General features: G+C 74.3%; 13 protein-coding genes. 4 read left to right on the top strand and 9 right to left on the bottom strand.

What is annotated here, in order from left to right:
• Positions 1 to 14: 14 nt before the first annotated feature.
• Positions 15 to 1,055, bottom strand: coding sequence for a rod shape-determining protein (locus tag ACIQMV_RS14180; protein ID WP_402592840.1), 1,041 nt, complete (start codon positions 1,053 to 1,055; stop codon positions 15 to 17).
• A gap of 320 nt (positions 1,056 to 1,375) precedes the next feature.
• Between ACIQMV_RS14180 and ACIQMV_RS14185 the strand changes: the two genes are divergently transcribed.
• The gene (locus tag ACIQMV_RS14185; protein ID WP_402592841.1) at positions 1,376 to 5,035 is read left to right on the top strand and encodes a S8 family serine peptidase; all 3,660 of its coding nucleotides are present in this window, start codon (positions 1,376 to 1,378) and stop codon (positions 5,033 to 5,035) included.
• Positions 5,036 to 5,289: 254 nt separating this feature from the next.
• On the top strand, positions 5,290 to 6,159 hold the full coding sequence (locus tag ACIQMV_RS14190; protein WP_402592842.1) for a RimK family alpha-L-glutamate ligase: 870 nt from the start codon (positions 5,290 to 5,292) through the stop codon (positions 6,157 to 6,159).
• A 30-nt stretch (positions 6,160 to 6,189) separates the two neighbouring features.
• On the opposite strand, the gene ACIQMV_RS14195 is transcribed toward ACIQMV_RS14190, so the two are convergent.
• A complete protein-coding gene (locus tag ACIQMV_RS14195) occupies positions 6,190 to 6,798 on the bottom strand; it encodes a hypothetical protein (protein ID WP_401771197.1) in 609 nt (202 codons plus the stop codon).
• A 247-nt stretch (positions 6,799 to 7,045) separates the two neighbouring features.
• Here ACIQMV_RS14195 and ACIQMV_RS14200 point away from each other — a divergent pair, with 247 nt between their 5' ends.
• Positions 7,046 to 7,819, top strand: a complete 774-nt coding sequence (locus ACIQMV_RS14200; RefSeq protein WP_141361179.1) for an IclR family transcriptional regulator — start codon at positions 7,046 to 7,048, stop codon at positions 7,817 to 7,819.
• A complete protein-coding gene (locus ACIQMV_RS14205; RefSeq protein WP_402592843.1) occupies positions 7,816 to 8,661 on the top strand; it encodes an SMP-30/gluconolactonase/LRE family protein in 846 nt (281 codons plus the stop codon). Before ACIQMV_RS14200 ends, ACIQMV_RS14205 begins: the two co-directional genes overlap by 4 nt.
• Positions 8,662 to 8,693: 32 nt before the next feature.
• On the opposite strand, the gene ACIQMV_RS14210 is transcribed toward ACIQMV_RS14205, so the two are convergent.
• From ACIQMV_RS14210 to ACIQMV_RS14240, 7 genes are all read right to left on the bottom strand, one after another.
• Positions 8,694 to 10,091 (bottom strand): FAD-dependent monooxygenase, encoded by a 1,398-nt coding sequence (locus ACIQMV_RS14210; protein ID WP_402592844.1) that lies wholly within the window; start codon positions 10,089 to 10,091, stop codon positions 8,694 to 8,696.
• A 26-nt stretch (positions 10,092 to 10,117) separates the two neighbouring features.
• Positions 10,118 to 11,293 carry an MAB_1171c family putative transporter gene (locus tag ACIQMV_RS14215; protein ID WP_402592845.1) on the bottom strand — a complete coding sequence of 392 codons (1,176 nt, stop codon included), beginning with the start codon at positions 11,291 to 11,293 and terminating at the stop codon, positions 10,118 to 10,120.
• 724 nt (positions 11,294 to 12,017) lie between these two features.
• Positions 12,018 to 13,184: an MAB_1171c family putative transporter gene (locus ACIQMV_RS14220; RefSeq protein WP_402592846.1), complete on the bottom strand. Its 1,167-nt coding sequence runs from the start codon at positions 13,182 to 13,184 to the stop codon at positions 12,018 to 12,020.
• On the bottom strand, positions 13,181 to 13,687 hold the full coding sequence (locus ACIQMV_RS14225) for a toxin (RefSeq protein ID WP_398224557.1): 507 nt from the start codon (positions 13,685 to 13,687) through the stop codon (positions 13,181 to 13,183). Before ACIQMV_RS14225 ends, ACIQMV_RS14220 begins: the two co-directional genes overlap by 4 nt.
• Positions 13,688 to 13,782: 95 nt before the next feature.
• Positions 13,783 to 13,914 carry a hypothetical protein gene (locus ACIQMV_RS14230; RefSeq protein ID WP_402592847.1) on the bottom strand — a complete coding sequence of 44 codons (132 nt, stop codon included), beginning with the start codon at positions 13,912 to 13,914 and terminating at the stop codon, positions 13,783 to 13,785.
• Positions 13,915 to 14,190: 276 nt separating this feature from the next.
• The gene (locus tag ACIQMV_RS14235; protein ID WP_402592848.1) at positions 14,191 to 17,157 is read right to left on the bottom strand and encodes a beta-galactosidase; all 2,967 of its coding nucleotides are present in this window, start codon (positions 17,155 to 17,157) and stop codon (positions 14,191 to 14,193) included.
• Positions 17,158 to 17,502: 345 nt separating this feature from the next.
• Complete coding sequence (locus ACIQMV_RS14240) at positions 17,503 to 19,152, bottom strand: pyridoxal phosphate-dependent aminotransferase (protein WP_402592849.1); 1,650 nt, start codon at positions 19,150 to 19,152, stop codon at positions 17,503 to 17,505.
• Positions 19,153 to 19,212: the final 60 nt, after the last annotated feature.

Genomic DNA, 19,212 nt, shown 5'->3' on the forward strand with positions numbered 1-19,212 from the left:
ACCGGTCAACGCGCCTACGCGCCCAGCGGGTTCAGCACCAGCGGCTCGACCTCGCCCTCCAGCATCGCGCCCAGCCCCTGGATCGCGCACACGTCGGGGCGCTCGGCGATGTGCACCGGCATGCCGGTCGCCTCGCGCAGCATCTGGTCCAGGCCCGGCAGCAGCGCGGAACCGCCGACCATCATGATCCCGCGGTCGGCGAGGTCGGCCACCAGATCGGGCGGGCACACGCGCAGCACCTTGTAGATGCCGTCGAGCACGGCGGTCAGCGGCGTCTGGATGGCCACCCGTACGGCGGCGGTGTCGATCCGCACGGACCGGGCCAGTCCGGTGGCCACGTCCCGCCCGTGGATCTCGGTGGACGCCGGGCCGTACGGGGTGAGCCCGTTCCCGGACAGGGCGATCTGGAGCGGCCGCAGGGACTGGCTGGGCAGCATCAACGCGTGTGCGAGGCGCAGGTGTTGCACGATGGCGTGGTCGACGGCCTCCCCGCCGACGGGAATGCGCTCGGCGGTGACGATCGAGCCGAGCGAGAGGACGGCCACCTGGGTGGCCGCGGCCCCGCACACCATGATCATGGTGGCCTCGGCCCGCTCCACGGGCAGCCCGCAGCCGACGGCGGCGGCGATCAGCGTGTCGACGAGTTCCACGCGGCGCGCGCCGAGCCCGACGAGCGTCTCGATCGTGGCCCGTTGGGCGAGCGGATCGGCGTCGTGCGGGGTGCAGGCGGCGGCCCGCAGCCGGGGCGCCTTGCGGCGCAGGGAGCGGCGCATCCCGTCGCCGAGCAGGTGCCGCAGCATGCGCTGCGCCATCTCGATGTCGACGACCGTGCCGCCGGAGACCGGGCGGACGACCCGGATGTAGGCGGGGGTGCGGCCCGTCATCCTCTCCGCGAACTCGCCGACCGCGATCAGGGCTCCGTTACGGGTGTTCACGGCCGCGACGGAGGGCTGGTCGACGACGAGCCCCGGGCCCTTCACGTAGACACGGGTCCGGGCCGCTCCCAGGTCGACGGCGAAGTGGCAGCGGCGCAACTGCTCCAGACTGGCGGACATGGCGGAGCCTCCTGAGAGCGCGGACCGTGGCGGCCACCGTGCGGCGGCCTCCCTGGCATCGTGCGGTCGCGCCGGTACGGGCGCCTGTTCAAGGGGGCCGGGCGGGGCGCCGCTGGACGGGTGGATTCCGGCGCTCCGTGCGTAACAAGTGAGAGTCAGGGACACAGGGACGGCTTCCGCCGCCGGCCGTCCGGGGCCTGTCCCACTGGCGGGAACCCGCCAGGCGCCGACTCGCTGTCGTCTTCCAACTCCCCTACCACACAAGGGTTCTGCCACTCTTCGCAGCACCGAGGACGTGTGGCGCGGAGAGGAGAGGCAGGATGCGCGCAGGATCCCCCGGACGGAGAGCGGCCCTGGTGTCGGCCGGGCTCGTGATCGCCCTGCTGCCGGCCGGACCGGCGGCGGCGCGGCAGCCCGCGGGGCCGCCCGGTTCCCCGGCGGCCACCCCGGGCGGCGCCCGCACCGTCACCCTCGTCACCGGAGACAAGGTCACCGTCACCGACCTCGCTGGCGGGAAGAGGACCGTCACGGTGCGCCGGCCCCCGGGCGCCACGGGTGCCGTGCGCACGCAGATGGCGGGCGGCGCCCTGAGCGTCGTACCGGACGAGGCCCTGCCGTATCTGCGGGGGGGCCGGCTGGACCGGCGACTGTTCGACGTGGACACGCTGTTACGGCAGGGGCTCGCGGACGCCCGCACCGGCGAGCTGCCGCTGATCGTGACCTACGGCAAGGGCGTCCGGGCGGCGACTTTGCGCGGGACGGAGCGGACCCGGAGTCTCACCAGTGTGCGCGGGACCGCCGTGGAGGCCGCCAAGGGGCGGGTGTTCTGGCGGGAGTTCACCGGGCGCGGCACCCCGTCCGGCGGTATCGACAAGGTGTGGCTCGACGGGCGGGTCACCGCAGACATGGCCGAGAGCAACGCGCAGATCGGCACCCGCGAGGCCTGGGCGTCCGGCCTGACCGGCCAGGGCGTCACCGTCGCCGTCCTCGACACCGGCGTCGACACCTCCCACCCCGACCTCGCCGGACGGGTCGCCGTCACCAGGAACTTCGTCGACGGCGAGGGCGACGCCGACCGCAACGGCCACGGCACCCATGTGACGTCCACCGTCGGCGGCAGCGGCGCGGCCTCCGGCGGTGCGGAGAAGGGGGTCGCCCCGGACGCCACCCTCGCCGTCGGCAAGGTGCTCGGCGACCAGGGGTCGGGCAGCGAGTCGCAGATCATCGCCGGGATGGAGTGGGCCGCCCGGGACGTGCGCGCGCGGATCGTCTCCATGAGTCTCGGCTCCAGCGAGCCCAGCGACGGCACCGATCCCATGGCGCGGGCCGTCGACACCCTCTCCCGGGAGACCGGCGCCCTCTTCGTGGTCGCCGCGGGCAACACCGGCGCCCCCTCCTCCATCGACTCGCCCGGCTCCGCCGACGCCGCCCTCACCGTCGGCGCGGTCGACCCCTCCGACCGGGCCGCCCACTTCACCAGCGCCGGGCCCCGCACCGGCGACAACGCCCTCAAACCCGACCTCGCGGCACCCGGCGTCGACATCCTCGCCGCCCGCTCCCGGCTCGCGCCCGGCAACGGCGCCTACACCTCCATGAGCGGCACCTCCATGGCGACGCCCCATGTCGCCGGTGCCGCCGCGCTGCTCGCCCAGCAGCACCCCGACTGGAGCGGCGAACGGATCAAGGACGCGCTGATGTCGACGTCGAGGCAACTCGACGCGTCCGCCTACCTGCTGGGGGCGGGCCGGGTGAGCGTCCCGGACGCCGTGCACGCGCGGATCACCGCCACCGGAAGCGCCGACCTCGGGTTCCACCGTTGGCCCCCCGACACGGACAAGCCGGTGACCAGGACGCTCACCTACGCCAACTCCTCCGACACCGACGTCGACTTGAGTCTCGCCGTCCAGGGCGCCCCGGACAGCGTGGCCACCCTCGCCGCCTCCGCGCTCACCGTGCCCGCCCACGGCACCGCCACCACCACCGTGACCGGAGACGCGGCCGAGGCGCCGGTGGGCGGGACCACCGGGCGGATCGTGGCCTCCGCGTCCGGCACCCCGGTCGCGCACACCGTGTTCGGGCTGGTCAAGGAGGACGAGCGGTACACGCTCACCGTGCGGGTCACGGACCGCGACGGCGCACCCGTGCCCGCCGACCTCACCGTGCAGCGGCTCGCCGCGGGCGCCGATCCGTACCCCGCGCACGTCGGCGACTCGGGCACCCTCCGCCTGCGCCTCGAGCCGGGCACGTACAGCCTGACCTCCTTCCTCGACGTACGCGGCGGCCACGGTGCCGACTCCCTCGGCCTGGGTTTCCTCGCGGCCCCCGAGATCACGCTGGACCGGGACCGCGACGTCACCCTGGACGGGCGCCGCCTTCGGGAGATCAGGGCCGAGACCGGACGGCGCACGGAGACCCGGCAACTGCTCATGGAGTACGACCGGACGGCGGACGGCTCCGACCTGTTCGGCGCCGTCCAGGTGCCCGTGGCGTACGACAGCGTCTTCGCCGCGCCGACCGAGCCGGTCACGCGGGGCACCTTCGAGTACCGGACCGTGTGGCGGCTCGGCAAGCCGCCGCTGGAGGTCAAGGGCGTCGGCGAGGCGCTCGTCCAGCCCGGCGGCACGCTGATCGAGGGCCGCAGCAGGCTGCCGCTCGTCGACGTCGGCGACGGGGACTTCACCGGCGGGGACGTACGCGGCAAGGCGGTCCTGGCCCGGCTCACCGATTCCGCCGAACCGGCCGCACTGGCCCAGGCGGCCCAGGAGGCGGGCGTGAAGGCCCTGTTCGTGACGGACGACCTGCCCGGCCGGCTGAGCGCCTGGTGGGGCACCGACGACAACGCCGACCGCCCCCTCCAGATCGCCACGGTCGACGCCGCCGACGCGGCACGGCTGCGGACCGCGGGTCGCGTCGACATGACGGGGACACGGAACACCCCGTACGTGTACGACCTTTCGCGGGGGCATCGCGGGGCGATCCCCGACACGGAGCTGACGTACGCGCCCGGCCCTCGCCAACTGGCCGCGATCCGGACCAGGTTCCACGCGGCGCGGCCGACGGGCGGCAGCGAGTTCCGGTACGCGGTCACCGACACCTTCCCCGTCGGCATCGGCTTCCAGGAGCGGATCGACCTTCCGGCCGAGCGCACCGACTACGTCTCCACCGGGCCCGGCGAGCGCTGGCAGGAGTCGGTGACGGTCGGCGACGGCACGCTGGAGCAGCGCGGTGGCCGGGTCCGCTACGAGGGCGGAACGCACCCCGTGCTCGACTGGTTCAAGCCGGTCTGGCACCCGTGGCTCGGCACCGGAATCGACTGGGGGCAGCAACGGGCGGGCGACCGGCTCCAGTTCAACGTGCCCGGCTGGGGCGACTCCGGGCCCGACCACACCGGCTCCGGGGACGTGTGGAGCGCGGACAGCGGCATGTCCCAGACGACGGCGGTCCATCTGGACGGGCAGTTGGCCGACCGGCGCACGGGCGCGGCCGTGTTCGTGACGGACGCGCCCCCGGCCGAGCACACGTACCGGCTCGTCACGGACACCGCGCTGGACGCCGGCAGGTGGCGGCTCGCCACGAGGGGGCACGCCGAGTGGACGTTCCGCTCGTCTGCCACCCCCGAGGACCGCTGGACCACCCTGCCCCTGATCAACCTCGCCTTCGACATCGGCACCGACCTCGCGGGCGACCTGCGGGGCGGCGGCCGGGTGCCGGTCGGCGTCCGCGCCCGGTACGTGGCGGGCGCGACCGGCACCGGCACCATCGGTGACGGCAGCCTCGAAGTGTCCTACGACGAGGGCGCGACCTGGCGGCCGGTCCCGCTCACCGGCGGCCACGCCTCCTGGCGCGGCACCCTGTCGGTGCCGCGCGGCGCCTCGTCCGTCTCGCTGCGGGCCACCGCGGGCGACGACCGGGGCGGTTCGGTACGGCAGGAGGTCGTCCGGGCGGTGGGGATCGGGCAGGAGGACCGTCCCCCGTCCTGACCGGGTCCGGGGACGGGGGCGGGAGAAGAGCCCGGAGGGCACGTAAGGGACTCCTTGCGACTCTGCGACTCTCGTACGGGCCGACTGGCCGGGACCGGTGACTCCGTTCCTGCACCAGGGGCGACCGCACGCGCCGACAGGGGAGGTTGTTAGCCTGCGGGCCCGTCACTGTTCGACGCCTCGTACCAGGATCCGCGTGGATCTGCACGGATCCAACGCGCATCCACGAGGGACTACGAGGATGGAGCCCCACCGTGCCCCGCATCGCGCTCGTCACCTGCCGGCCCGCGCCCGGTATCAGCGACGACCCGGACCTTCCGGTGCTGGTGGAGGCGCTGGAGGCGGCCGGGGCCGAGGCACGGGCCGTGGCGTGGGACGACCCCGGGGCCGACTGGGGCGGGTTCGATCTCGCCGTGATCCGGTCGACGTGGGACTACAGCTGGCGGGTGGGGGAGTTCACGGAGTGGGCCGAGCGGTGCGCGAAGGCGACGCGGCTGGCCAATCCCGTCGAGGTCGTGCGGTGGAACGTCGACAAGCGGTACCTCGGTCAGCTCGGGGCGGCCGGTGTGCCCGTCGTGCCGACCCGGTACCTGGCTCCCGGAGACCCGGCCGACCTGCCCGACGACCACGAGTACGTGATCAAACCGGCGTCCGGGGCCGGAGCGCGTTTCGCCGCCCGGTACACGCCCGACGAGCGTGACACCGCCGTACGACAGCTCGCGCGGATGCACGCCGAAGGGCTCACGGCCCTGGTGCAGCCGTACATGCGGCGCATCGACGCGGGCGGGGAGCGGGCGCTCCAGTTCTTCGGCGGACGCCTGCTGTACGCCGGCCGCAAGGGCGCCGTCCTCGCCCCCGGCATCGCCTACGACGAGCGCAAGGCGGCCCACCCGGGCATCGCGCCGTGGACCCCGACCCCGGCTGAACTCTCCGTCGCCGAGCGCGCGTTGGGCGCCGTGCCCGGCGCCCCCGAACTGCTCTGCGCCCGGGTCGACCTGGTGGACGGGGAGGACGGCGAACCCCGTCTCATGGAGCTGGAGCTGGTGGAGCCGAACCTGTTCCTGTGGCTGCATCCGGAGTCGGTGGCGGCGGTGACGGAGGCGATCCTGGCCGCCGCGGACTGAGCCGCTGCCGGGCGACCGCCCCCGGCAGGGTCACCCGCCGCCGATCCGCGTCCGTTGCAGCAGGCCCCAGGTGAACTCGGCCACGACCTCCCGGCGGACGCCCTGCCCGTCCGGGGCCTGGAAGGACAGACCCCAGCGGGTCGGGGCGGTGCCCTCCAGGGGGCGGGCCGGGGCGAAGGCGCGGGCGGCCTCGTCGACCGTGCAGGACCAGGGGGTCAGGTCGGCCACGGTCCTCAGGTCGGGTCCCGCGGCCCCCGGGGCGCGCACCAGCCACTCGTTCCAGACCCGGCCGTCCGGGGCGGCCAGCACCTCCAGGCGCAGATCGGGCCAGAGCGGGACGGGCCAGCTGCGGGCCTCGCAGTCCAGGTCGCCGATGCGTCGGGCGGTCGTCGACTCGGGCTCGCCGAGGATCGAGCGGTACCGGGAGGCCGCCGAGCGGGACCGTGGTGAGCGGGCCATCGCCTGCCAGCGCTTGTTGGCCTCGCGCATCTGCGCCCGGGAGGCGCCCAGCGTGCGGCGGGCGTCCTCCACCAGGTCCGGGTTGTGGTCGGCCATGCGGCGCAGCAGCACCAACTGGAAGTCCAGCGGGGTGAAGGGGCCGGCGGGGCGCTTTCCGGAGGGCGTGGTCATGGGATCCATCGTCGCCCACCCCGTTCCGCCCGGCCCTTTGCCACCCGATGCCCGCGCGCCCGCCCAATGTCCGCGCGCCCACCCATTGCTCACGCGCCCGCCCGATGCCCGCGCGCCCGCCCATTGCCCGCGCATTCCGCGGTGACTAGCCTGTGTTCGTCATGCCGACCGCCTTTTGATATTTCGAACACAGGCTTGGATCAATCGGATCACTCGGATCACTCGGAATCACTTGGATCAAGGGAGGGGGCCGGTCGTGGGACGTCTCGTACCTGCCGTGACCCGGGCTCTGGACATCCTCGAGCTCTTCCTCGACGGGGACGGGACGCTCTCCGCCCCCGACATCGTGCGCAGGCTGCGACTGCCGCGCACCACGGTGCACGAGCTGGTCACCACGCTCGCCGCCCGCCAGTACATCGTGCCCGTGACCGGGCAGCCCGGACGCTACCGGCTGGGTGTACGCCCCTACCAGCTCGGCAGCCGCTACGCCGAGCAGCTGGACCTCGCCGCCGAGGGCCAGCAGGTCGCCCGCTCGGTCGCGGAGACCTGCGACGAGACCGTGCACGTGGCGATCCTGGAGGACACCGACGTCATCTACATCGCCAAGGTGGACTCCACGCACGCGGTGCGCATGGTCTCCGCGGCCGGTCGCCGCCTCCCGGCGCACTGCACCTCGGTCGGCAAGATGCTGCTCGCCTCCCTGCCCGAGAAGGAGCTGGGCGCGCGCGTCCCGGACGACGCCGAACTGGTCGCGATGACGCCGAACAGCATCACCGACCCGGCCGCGCTGCGCGAGGCCCTGCGCGAGATCCGGCGGCGGGGCATGGCGGTGGAGAGCCGTGAATCCAACCCGGACGTCAGTTGTGTGGCCGCGCCGGTGCGCGACCGCACCGGGCAGGTGGTCGCGGCCCTGTCCATCTCGGTGCCCATGATCCGCTGGAGCGAGGAGCGGCGGGCGGAGCTGGAGCGGCTCGCCGCGAAGGGCGCCGCCGAGCTGTCGGAGCGGCTCGGCCACCGGGGCACGGCATGACGGGGTACGAGGTCGCCGTCCGCGCGCGGGCGGAACTGGGCGAGGGCCCGACCTGGGACCCGGAGGCCGGGCGGCTGATCTGGGTCGACATCCTCTCCTCCCGGGTGCACGGCTACGACCCCTCCTCGGGCCGGTGCACGGTCCGTACGACCGGGCAGCACGTGGGCGCGGCGAAGCCCCGCGCGGGCGGCGGGCTCGTCCTCAACCTCCGGGACGGGGTGGGCCTGGTGGACCCCGACGGCGCCTTCCGCTGGCTGCACCGCGACCCGGTTCCCGGCCGGCGCGGCAACGACGCCGCCGTGGCACCCGACGGCTCCCTGTGGGCCGGCACCATGCGCTACGACGAGGCACCGGGCGGCGGCACCCTGACCCGCCTGACCGGCGACGGCGCGGCCGAGGTGGTGCTGCCCGCCGTGGCGGTGAGCAACGGCACCGGCTGGAGCCCCGACGGCCGCCTGATGTACTACGTCGACTCACCGACCCGCCGTGTCGACGTCTTCGACTTCGACGGGCAACGGATCACGGGCAGACGACAGTTGGCCCAGGTGGAGGAGGGAGCCGGCTTCCCGGACGGCCTCACGGTCGACGCCGACGGCTGTGTCTGGGTGGCCCTGTGGGACGGCGCCGCGATCCGCCGCTACACCCCCGCCGGGACCCTGGACCGCGTGCTCGACCTCCCGGTCTCCCGCCCGACGGCCTGTGCCTTCGCCGGCCCTGGCCTGACCGACCTCTACGTCACCACGGCCCGTACGGGCCTGGCCGCCCCCCATTCCCTGGCGGGCTCACTCCTCGTCGTCCCCGACGCGGGCCAGGGCCTGGCCCAACCCGCCTTCGCGGGCTGACACCGCCGGCCCGCTTCGGCGGTCGGGCCCGGTCAGGTGTTCGCCCGGTCCAGTCCCTCCAGGATCTTGCGCTCGGCCGGGGTCAGCGGGGGACCCGCCAGCGGGGGGAGCAGAGGGCCGTTCAGTACGTCGAGGAGGGTGTCGGGGCGGAGGAGGCGCTGCGGCCCGGTGCGCAGGCTGGTGACCTCCCAGAGGGCGGCCGCGGCCCGGTAGGAGCCGGCGGCCGCCCGTGTCAGACGGCGGCTGTAGGCGGTGACCAGGCGGTCGGCGGCTCCGGGCGAGGCGCCGCGGCTGTTCGGGTACCAGACGTCCTGGCCGACCGCGGCCGCCCAGGCCGCGTCGACCGGACGGGCGGCGCCGCGCTGCACACGGCGGGCGAGACCGGGCGCGTCCGGGCCGGAGCGGCGCAGTTCGTCGCGCAGCAGCCGCGCACCGAGCGCGGCCACCGACATGCCCTGCCCGTAGGCCGGGTTGTAGGTGGCCACCGCGTCGCCGAGTGCCACGAAGCCCTCCGGCCAGCGCGGCAGCTTCTCCAGGTAACGGCGGGCGTTGCTGGTGCTGCGGCTGATGTACACGTCGGTGAGGGGTTCGGCGCCGGAGACGAGCCGGCCGACGATGGGGGACGGCAGATCGAGGGCGTAGCGCAGGAACCCGTCGGGGTCCGCCGGCGGCTCACCGCCCCGCGAGCCGGCGAGGCTGACCATCCAGCGGTCGCCCTCTATCGGCAGCACCATGCCGCTGCGGCCCGGCCGGCCCACGTACGGGTCCGCCTGCACCATCGTCAGCGGGAACTGCTCGGCCCCGGCGGGCGTGCGGTACACGCGTGTGGCGTTGACCAGCCCGGCGTCCACGCCGCGCTCCCGCACCCCGGAGATCCCGAGCTCGCGGAGCCAGGTCACCACCCGCGATCCGCGCCCGCTCGCGTCGACCACGAAGTCCGCGGCCAGCACCTCCTCCGCGGCGGGGGTGGCGACGCGGACACCGCGTACGCGCCGCGCGTCGCCCACCAGGCCGACCGCCTGCGCCGTGCGGATCACCGCCCCGGTGTGGGCGAGGACGGCGGAGCGGACCGTGTGGTCCAGCAGGGCGCGGGTGCAGCTGAGCATCCGCGGTCCGTCGTGCCGCCAGCGCCGCAGCCAGCCCTCGGGGGTCAGGGCCACCATGCCGTGGCCCAGCGGTATCTCCCGGGCGCCCGCGGTCAGCAGCCGCTCCCGGATGCTCCCGCCCGGCATCAGCTCCTCCATGGCGGCCAGGCCACCGGCCATGAGCAGATGGGCATGGCGCCCCTGCGGCAGTCCCCGGCGGTGCTCGGGCCCCTCGGGCAGGTCGTCGCGGTCCACTACGACCACGTCGTCCACGACGTCGGAGAGCACGGCGGCGGCCAGCATGCCGGCCAGTCCGGCACCGATGACGACAGCTCTACGGGGCATGGGGCTCCTCGGAGTCGGCCATGGCCTCAGCCATGGGAGGTCCTCACCGTTCCTGCTCGTACGGCGGTTTCGGCGGGTGTGGGGACCAGCGCCTGCGCCAGTTCCACGAGACCGCTGGTTCCGGACACCTCCGTGGCGTGGAGGCGGTATCCGCTCGGCGCCGCGAGCGGCTCCTCGCGGGCGGCGGCGCGGCGCGCGGCGTCGGCGAGCATCGCCGCCTCCGCCGCGATCCGCGCCTCGTGGGCGCCGTGGCCGGCGCGCCGGGCGGCGGCCAGCGCCCGCTCGCGGACCTCGTCGTCGAAGTACGGAGCGAGGCCCAGCAGCGCGTCGTGGATGGACACCTCCCGCCACTGGAGGCGTGCGAGCGGCAGTTGCCACCACGGGCTCGGCGGCTTGGGCGCAGTGGACACGAACCGCACCCGCGACCACAGCGGGCCCAGCCGCCGGTGGTCGCGCAGGCCGCGCGCCTGGGCGAGGACCACCGGGAGCAGCCTGGGCAGCACGAAGCCGGCCGAGCACAGCAGCGCGCCGAGCGAGGCCATCGGCGGGGCGACCTTCGTGGACAGCACGTCCAGGTCGTGGCCCGTCCAACGTGCCGCGATCGCCGTGTACTTGGTCAGCTGGAAGCCCACCACGTCCAGCACCGAGCCGGCCAGGATCAGCCGCAGCCCGGCCCGCAGCAGCCCGGTGACCTCGCGGCTCCACTTGACGCACAGCGCGCACGCCGCCAGTGTCGCGGCGCTGTGCCCGAGCAGGTAGAGCAGGATCATCTCGCGCAGGTACGGCGTGTTGGCGTAGTAGGTGTCCAGGTCGGTCAGCCGCTCGGTGCGGGCGTCGCCCAGCATGAACAGCACGACGATGACGACGATCAGCGGAGCGTAGGCGGCGATGCTCCGCAGCACCGTGCGCCGCACCCGCTCACGCGGTCCGCCCCGCCAGTTGATCAGCAGGATGAGCAGCGAGCAGCTGTACGCGGAGAGCATCCCGTAGGTCAGCGGGGCACCGAAGTTGGGGATGCCCATGAGGTCGTTGACGGTGGCCAGCGTCAGCGGCGCCGAACAGACGAACACCAGCGAGCCGAGGACGATCGCCGCACACGTGGACATGGTCAGCGGATTGCGCACCGCGGTGCGCGGCCGCCGCAGCAACACGGTCGCGGACAGTCCGAAGATCCCGGCCGCCAGATAAACGACGAGACTCACGCCGACCACTTCCCCGCACGCCCGACCCGCCCCGCAGCGCTGCCACCCCGAACTCCCATGACCGCCCCGGCTTCACGGACGGCCGTCCGGGGGGCGGCGGTGGGGCGCGGGTCGGCCGCGCGCGTGCCGGGTGGCGGTGTCGCTGCTCTGTGTGTGGCGCCCCCGCGGGGGACGGCTGTCCGGGGCGCCGGGCACGGGGTGGCTCCACGCTCGCCGGGCGGCGGTGTCGCTGCTCCGTGTGCGGCGGTCCCGCGCGAGCCGGTCCGGCGGGCGGCCGACGGGTGCGCGGGTGCCGGGCGGGGGGTGATCCCACGCTTGCTGGACGGCGAGTTGGTGGCGGTCGCGTGTGGGGAGGTCGCTCGTCGGCTGGGCGATGGTGCTGTTGTGCCGTGCGTGGCGGTGCCGTGCGTGGCGGTGCCGCGCGGGTCGGTCCGGCGGGCGGCCGACGGGTGCGCGGGTGCCGGGCGGGGGGTGATCCCACGCTTGCTGGACGGCGAGTTGGTGGCGGTCGCGTGCGGGGAGGTCGCTCGTCGGCTGGGCGATGGTGCTGTTGTGCCGTGCGTGGCGATTCCGCGTGGGTCGGTCCGGTGGGCGGTCGGGGGGTGCGTGGACGGCCGGTGTGCCGCCGGGCCCCGGGTGGTGGTGGCGGGTGTGGTCGTCGTGTGGGCCGTGGGCGCGGCTTCGGGAGATTCTCGTGGCGGTCGTCGGGCCGCGTGGGAGTCGGTCATGGTGTGGTCGTGGGGGTCGGGCCGGTGGGGACGCGGGTGGCCGTAGCGGGGGTGGGGGTGGCCAGGGCGTCCGCGACGCGGACCAGGGTGGCCGGGCCCGGTACCCGGACGGTCAGCCGGTCCGCCTCGCCGGGCAGCGGCTCGCCGGGCTCGCGCACGGCGGCGGCGATGACCGCCGCCCACGCGGCGGCCTCGGCGCGCTCGGTGTCACCGGTCGACCCCAGCACCGCCTCGTGGGTGCGCTCGTACAGGCACCGGTCGAAGGACGCGTCCAGATAGCTGAGCGCGTTGTGGATGCTGGTCTGACGCCACATCAGCCGAGTGGTGGGCGTCGCCCAGCGCGGCCGCGGCAGCCGCAGACAGCGGCGGGTGAGCAGGTCGTCCAGCTCGCGCTCCAGCGGTTCCAGCCGCGCGTACGCCAGCCGGGACCGCCGCCACTCGGTGAGGCGGGGCCCGGCCAGCGGCACCAGGATGCCCGCCGACGTCAGCAGGGCGCCCATCCCGGCGGCGGCCGGCGAGACGTTCGTGCCGAGCGACGACCAGTCCCGCCCGCACCAGCGGGCGACCACGGCGACGAGCTTGGTCACGCTGTACCCGCCGGCGCACAGCGACCCCACCCCCAGCACCACCAGCCCCGCACGCAGCCAGCCGGCCACCTCGCGCGCCCAGCGCAGCGCGGACACCGTGGTGACACTGACGGCGCAGAGATGCCCCACCAGGTACAGCACGATCATCTCGGCGAGGAACGGCGTCGTCGCGTAGTAGGTGTCCAGGTCGGTACGGCGCTCCACCGGCGCCTCGCCGAGCGCGAACGTGACGGCGATGCCGACGAGCACCAGCGCGTAGGCCACGATCCAGCGCCGGGCCACCCGGTGCACGTGCTCGCCGCCCCGCCAGTGGACGACGAGGACCTGGGAGGCCGCGCTGTACGCGGTGATCGACGCGTACGTGAGCGGCGCGGCCAGATTCGGCACACCGCTGAGCCGGTTGATCGCGCCGACCGTCGGCGGAGCCCCGAGGAGGAAGCAGAAGCCGCCCAGACCCAGCACCGCGCAGATCGCGCGGAGATAGGGATCGCTCCGGTGGCGGGCCAGATCGGGGGCCTTCACCGCCAGACCCAGCCACAGCACACCGCAGCTGACGTAGTTGATCAGACCGCTCATGCTCCCCGGTTCCCCCGGTAGTTGAGCGCTGCCCCGATGCGTCCGGCGAGGTCCTGGCCGTGGTCGGGGCCGTCGCCGAACGCCGGGTCCGCCGACGCCTCCAGCCAGGTCCGCAGCCGACGGCCCATCAGCATGCCGAACCGGTCGGCCTCCTGCTCGTCGGCCAGGCTGAAGTCGGTGCGCGCCGCGACCGGCCGGGGCGGACCCGCGGCGGGCGCGGCGTCCGCGTCGGCCTCCCGCCGGTTCATGTGCCACACCTCGTGACAGAAGATCACGATCTGGTGCCACACGGCGGCCCGCTGGTCGACGACGACCACGTCCTGGGTCTCGCCCTCCAGCCACAGCCCGCTGGCGGTGTGCGGCGGGAACACCTCCCGCCGGACGACGACCCGGCGGCCCCGCCAGGCGCTGACGGAGTCGACGAGCGCGGTTAACAGCACCTCCGGGTCGGCGGGTACCGGCACCTGGATGGGGTCGATGAGCGCGTCGGCGAGCCGCCGCATCTCCCTTTTCCTACGCACCATGTTCTCCCGCGCATCTCCCAGGCCTGCCCCCATCATCCCCGCGCCGCCCGCGGTGGCGGAAGGTCTTTCCTCCCTCACTCGTGCCCCTCGTGAACGGGCACGCTCCCCGCCGGAACGGCGGCCGCGCGGCGTACCGCCGCGACGCCGTCGGGGTCGCGCGGGGCCCGGGAGGCCGCGCCGATCCGCGCGGCGTCGGGTCCTGCCACAACCGGATGGCCGTGGACGGTTTGATCACCAGGGAGGCGGTGAGCACGGCGGCCGGGATCCGGACGGAGACGGAGCACCGCCCGGCCGGTACGGCGGGGTCCGGGGCGAGGCGGACCGACCCGCCCGCTGAGTCCATCGCCACACCCCTTCCGGCCCTCCGTCATGGGAGGGCCGTCCGAGCCTACGCGGCGGGAGTTGCCCGCGCCATGCGATCCGGTGACCGTTGTACGACCGGGAACGACCGCTGTCCTTCGGCTCGTTGAGCGCTTGCTGGGTCACCGCCCCGGCGACGGCAGCGGTGTCACCGGCACCCCGCCGGCCGCCGCGCCCAGCAGTGTCAGCCGGACCCGCCCCGGGCCCGACAGCGTGGTGAACTCCGACAGCACCGCCAGGGCCAGGGTGTTGGTGCCCCGGGTGCGCAGGATCCCGTTCGGCAGGACGAACGTGTGCTGCGGACCGACATCGTTGATGTACTGGCCCATGTTCCAGCCGTTGAGGAAGATCTGCGCACGGTAGGAGCGGTACCGGTCGTCGTCCAGGGTGAGCCCGATCGAGGCGTCGACGCCCTGCTCCACGGCCAGCCGGAACGTGGTCCGGTACCAGGTCACGCCCTGCCGCCGCGCCGCGCGCGGGAACGTGACCGGCTCCCAGTCGCGGTCCGGGAAGCCCGGCAGGTGCCAGCCCTCCCGCTCCCCGTACAGCCCGCCGTTGTTCAGCGGCCCGCGCACCGGGTCGGGCGCGGCCTCGCCCTGGATCCGCCACCGCACCTTCGGCGCGGCCCCGGTGAAGGTGACCGCCGTCAGACCGCGCGCCGCCTTGTGGGTGTCGCGCGCCGCGCCGTCCTGGTCGTGCTGCATCCGCCGCACCAGGACCGACAGCACGTGCCGGCCGGGTCCGCGCTGCGGGCCGCGCACCGGGAAGACCGCCGTGTCCGTCCAACTTCCCCGCCGGATGGTGCTGTTGTCGGGCACCGGCATCCGGTGGGTGCCCAGCGGCTCGCCGTCCAGCCAGGCCATCAGCAGTCCCTGCGTGCCGGTGCTGTAGGCCAGGGAGACCGATTCGACGCTCGTGGAGTCCGTGAACGTGCCGCGGTACCAGACGTCCCCGTAGTGGAAGCCGTAGTCGTCGGCGAACAGCACCGGCTGCCCCTTCGGCACGGGGGTCGTGCTGTGCGAGGACGTCCGGTCGGCGGGCTTCCACGCCGAGTCGTCGAAGCCCGGACCGGACTCGGGGTTCTCGGTGCGCGCCCGCCAGCCGCCGAGCGCGGGCAGCGTCACCTCGGGCACGCCCGGCAGTGGCGCACCGGCCCGCACGCTCCCCGAGCCGGTGGCCGACACCGGCATCGCGCGGCCGTTCCACGTCATACCGTCGATTCCGCGCGGCCCCCACATCTCCAGCCCGGTCTCCCCGACGGTGTCGCCGGTGAGGTGCACCGTGGAGCCGCGCACGGTGGCGGTGCGCAGCAGCGCGGGGCCGTGGACCAGCAGGGAACCCGACGGGGTGTCGTACGGCCACAGACGCATCGAGGTCGCCTCGTCGGCGAAGAGCAGCAGCAGCGGGCGGTCGTTCCCGTCGCCCTCCACCCGGACCCCGATCAGCCCGCCGGCGCCGAGCGGGACGGTCAGGCGCAGCAGGCCGCGGTCGTAGGCGTACGCGGCCTCCTGGCTCATCCGGGTGACCAGCGGCTCCTCGTCGGCCTCCAGCACCACGCGGGCCAGCTCGCCCTGCCGCCCGCAGAACACGGCGACGTCCTGCTGTCCCGCGGTGAGGAACAGCATCGGCTGCGCGGTCGAGTACCGCACCGTGCGCCGCCCCAGCGACAGCCCGGTGACCATCATCCGGGCGTCCCGGGCCGGCACGGTCACCGGCAGGTCGGCGCCGGCCGCGCGCAGCGTCGAGGAGACCTCCTGGTCGCCGTCGTTGCGCAGGACGTAGACGTGGGTGCCGGTGTCCGGGTTCTTCAGGTGGTACGTCCTCAGTCCGCGTACCTTCACATCGGCCGCGCGGTCCAGCCTGGCGAAGTCCGGGATGCGCTGGAGCATGTGCCCGATCTGGTGCATCGGCACCAGCTTGTCGGTGGGCCGGCGCCCCTCGTCGAGGGCCGCCCCGTAGTCGTACGACGTGTAGACGACCGGCGCCGGCAGCCAGCCCCAGGAGGTGCCGCCGAAGGCCATGTACACGTTGTGGACGGTGATGCCGTTGGCGAGGTGGGTCAGATAGAAGCGCCGCTCGTACGCCGCGTCCCGGGTGCGCCGCGACTCCGCGTACCCCTTGCCCTTCGACCAGGCACCGCCCCACGGATCGAACCAGCCGCCGCCGGACTCCGGCATGAACCCGGGCGTGCGCGGACTGGCGCTCGCCCCGCCGGGCCTACCACCGCTTCCGAAGTACCCCCAGTCGGGCGGGGTCTGGGACGGCGACGGGTACCCGTCGAACCCGTACAGCCACCCCCGCTTCTCACCGCCGGTGTCGAACGAGCCGGGGATCCAGTGGCCGTTCCTGCCCTTGTCGTTGTGGAAGAGGGGGACGTCGATGCCGTCGGCGCGCACCTTCTTGTACAGGTGGGCCATGTAGGCGCGCCCGGTCGGCTCGTCCACGTGGGCGTCGTACTCGTTCTCGATCTGGTAGAGCAGGACCGTGCCGGTGCCCCGGGTGAACAGGTGCCGGGTGGCGATGGCGTCGACGTGCCCCAGCCACTCGTCGACGTGTGTCAGGTACGTGGGATCGGCGGTCCGCGCGGTGCCCTCGGTGGCGGTCAGCCAGCCGGGGAAGCCGCCGCCGTCGACCTCGGCGTTGATGTAGGGGCCGGGGCGCAGGATGACGTAGAGGCCGGTCTCGGCGGCCATGCGCAGGAACAGGTCCAGATCCCGCACCCCGGTGAAGTCGTACTTCCCCGGGGCGGGGGAGTGGTAGTTCCAGGCCACGTAGACGCTGACGGCGTTGTAGCCGTACGCGCGCATCTTCTGGAGCACGTCCCGCCACAGGGCGGGGCTCGGCAGCCGGAAGGGATGCATCTCGCCCGACCACAGCACCAGCCGCCGGCCGTCGACCAGCAGCGAGTAGCGGTCGAAGCCGACGCTGTGGCGCCGTCCGTCGGCGCTCGGCGGGGGCGGCGGCGGGCCGGTGGGCACGGAGCGGGCGGCGTAGGCCGACGGCGCCCCCGGTCCGCCGCTGCCGCCCAGGGCCAGTCCGAGCGCGGCGGCGCCGGCGAGGGCGCTGAATGAACGTCTGCTGAGCGCCAAGGGTGTGCCTCCGGGGCGATCTTACGGGGCGCGGGTGCCGCCATTCTGCACGGAAGCCGCCCCGCGCCCCGCACGCACACGGAACTCGCCGCGATCGCACGACGGCGTACGAACGGCGCCGGAGGCCCGTGGAGAGGCGCCCTTGGCCTCGTCGCCCAGGGTCTTTCGTTTGGATCAGGTCGGATCAGGGAGCGGGGTCCGGTGCCGTGGATCGCACGGCGGAGGAGGGCGGCAGGGCGGAGCCCTGCCGACCGACGACAACGCGGCTGGGGGTACCCCCTGCTCGAAGAGCTTGGGGGAACGGTGCCAGGGCCCGCGAGCCCGGCATGATCCAGACGAGAGGCCCTAGCCCGCCTGTCCCATGCCTGCCGCGTTCGGCCAGTTCTGGGGGCTGGGCCAGCCGGTCGCCGGGGCCGGGGTCAGGCCGGGGGCGCCGGGGGGCGGGGCGGTCATGCCGCGCACCTGGGCGGCGGTGAGGCCGCCGCGGGCGGGGACGCCCGGCGGGGTCGGCCCGGGAGCGGGCGCCGGTACCGGTGCCGGGGCGGGAGCGGCGGCGGGGGCGGGAGCCGGGACCTGTTGTGCCGCCGGTGCCAGGGGGTGTATCGGGGCCGGTGCGGGGGCCGGCGGCTGGGCGGTGGCCGCCGGCAGGGGGGTGCCGGGGGTGACCTGCTGCGGGGCGGGGGCCGCCGACGCCGTGAGCGGGAGCGGCATCGCGGTGCCGGCGGCCGGGGCGGGTATCCCCGGGGCGGCGGCTGTCCCGGGAACGGCGGCCGGCATACGCAGCCCGCCCCCGTTGGTCTCGCTCACCAGCCGGTCCACCGCGGCCGTACCCGAGCTGTAGTTGGTCCCATGACCCGGCTCGGGTACGGCCGCTCCCCTCCCGCTCCCGTAGAGCACCTGTTCCAAGGCGGAGACGAGACGACGAACGTCCACCTCGGGGCGCACCACAAGCCGCAGGAAGCGGCTGGAGGAGCCGATCTTGTTGCCGCACTCGCGGACCAGGATCCGGTGCTCGGTGAGCAGCCGGTCCCGGACCACGGTGCCCTCGGCGCCCACGGGAAGGCGGACGAAGAGGAAGTTGCCCTGGGACGGGTAGACCGTCAGGCCGGGCAGCGCCGAGAGGTGGGCGGCCATCTCCAGCCGGTCGCGGCGCACCTGCTGAAGGCTCTGCCGGTACTCCGCGCCGTGCTCCTTGAGCATGAACACCACGTGCTCGGCGAAGGAGTTGAGGTTCCACTTCGGCAGCATCGAACGGACCTTGCCCGCCAGCGCAGGATTGGCGACCAGGTACCCGAAGCGGATGCCGTGCAGGCCGAAGTTCTTGCCCAGGCTGCGCAGCACGACCACGTTCGGGCGCAGCATCGCCTCCTGCACCACGCTCGGCTCGGCCTCGGCGTCGGCGAACTCCAGGAACGACTCGTCGATCACCACCAGGTCCAGATCGGCCAGGGCGTCCATGAACTGCACCAACGCGTGCTTGGGCACGAAGCCGCCGTCGGGGTTGTTGGGGTTGCAGACCACGGCGACCCTGGTCCCCCGCGCCCGGATGAACTCGACGTACTGCGCCGGGTCCAGGGCGAAGCCGTTGGACTCCTGGAGCGGGAACATGTCGACCCGCTTGCCGGTCTCCATGGGCTGGTCGGTCCAGCGGCCGAAGGTGGGGACGGGGACGGCCAGGGACTCACGCACCAGCAGGTGGTCGATCCAGGTGATCAGCTCGGTGGAGCCGTTGCCCATCGCCACGCACTGGGGCGGCAGTTGGAGCAGGCTGCACAGCTCGGCGGTGATCGTGTCGGCGCTGGACGGGTAGTACGTGACGATCTCGCGCAGCCGTGCCGCCATGTCCTGGAACATGGCGGGCGTGGGGAAGTAGGGGTTGCACGGAATGCAGAAGTCCACCGGCCCGGCCCCGTCGCCGCCCTCCCGCGTCAGCGCCGCCATCGACGGGCTGTGCGCCGCGGTGCTGCGGAACAGCGAGGTGACGTTGTCGGCCATGGAACCTCCGTGTGTGGCGGGCCCGGCGGGGACGACCGGGCCCGTCGTCCTGGGGTGGCC

This window comes from Streptomyces sp. NPDC091412 (assembly GCF_044756885.1).
Taxonomy (GTDB): Bacteria; Actinomycetota; Actinomycetes; order Streptomycetales; family Streptomycetaceae; genus Streptomyces.

Coding starts and splice junctions, on each gene's coding strand:
- ACIQMV_RS14180 (WP_402592840.1), bottom strand. CDS start 1,055: ATGTCCGCCAGTCTGGAGCAGTTGCGCCGCTGCCACTTCGCCGTCGAC.
- ACIQMV_RS14185 (WP_402592841.1), top strand. CDS start 1,376: ATGCGCGCAGGATCCCCCGGACGGAGAGCGGCCCTGGTGTCGGCCGGG.
- ACIQMV_RS14195 (WP_401771197.1), bottom strand. CDS start 6,798: ATGGATCCCATGACCACGCCCTCCGGAAAGCGCCCCGCCGGCCCCTTC.
- ACIQMV_RS14205 (WP_402592843.1), top strand. CDS start 7,816: ATGACGGGGTACGAGGTCGCCGTCCGCGCGCGGGCGGAACTGGGCGAG.
- ACIQMV_RS14210 (WP_402592844.1), bottom strand. CDS start 10,091: ATGCCCCGTAGAGCTGTCGTCATCGGTGCCGGACTGGCCGGCATGCTG.
- ACIQMV_RS14220 (WP_402592846.1), bottom strand. CDS start 13,184: ATGAGCGGTCTGATCAACTACGTCAGCTGCGGTGTGCTGTGGCTGGGT.
- ACIQMV_RS14225 (WP_398224557.1), bottom strand. CDS start 13,687: ATGCGGCGGCTCGCCGACGCGCTCATCGACCCCATCCAGGTGCCGGTA.
- ACIQMV_RS14240 (WP_402592849.1), bottom strand. CDS start 19,152: ATGGCCGACAACGTCACCTCGCTGTTCCGCAGCACCGCGGCGCACAGC.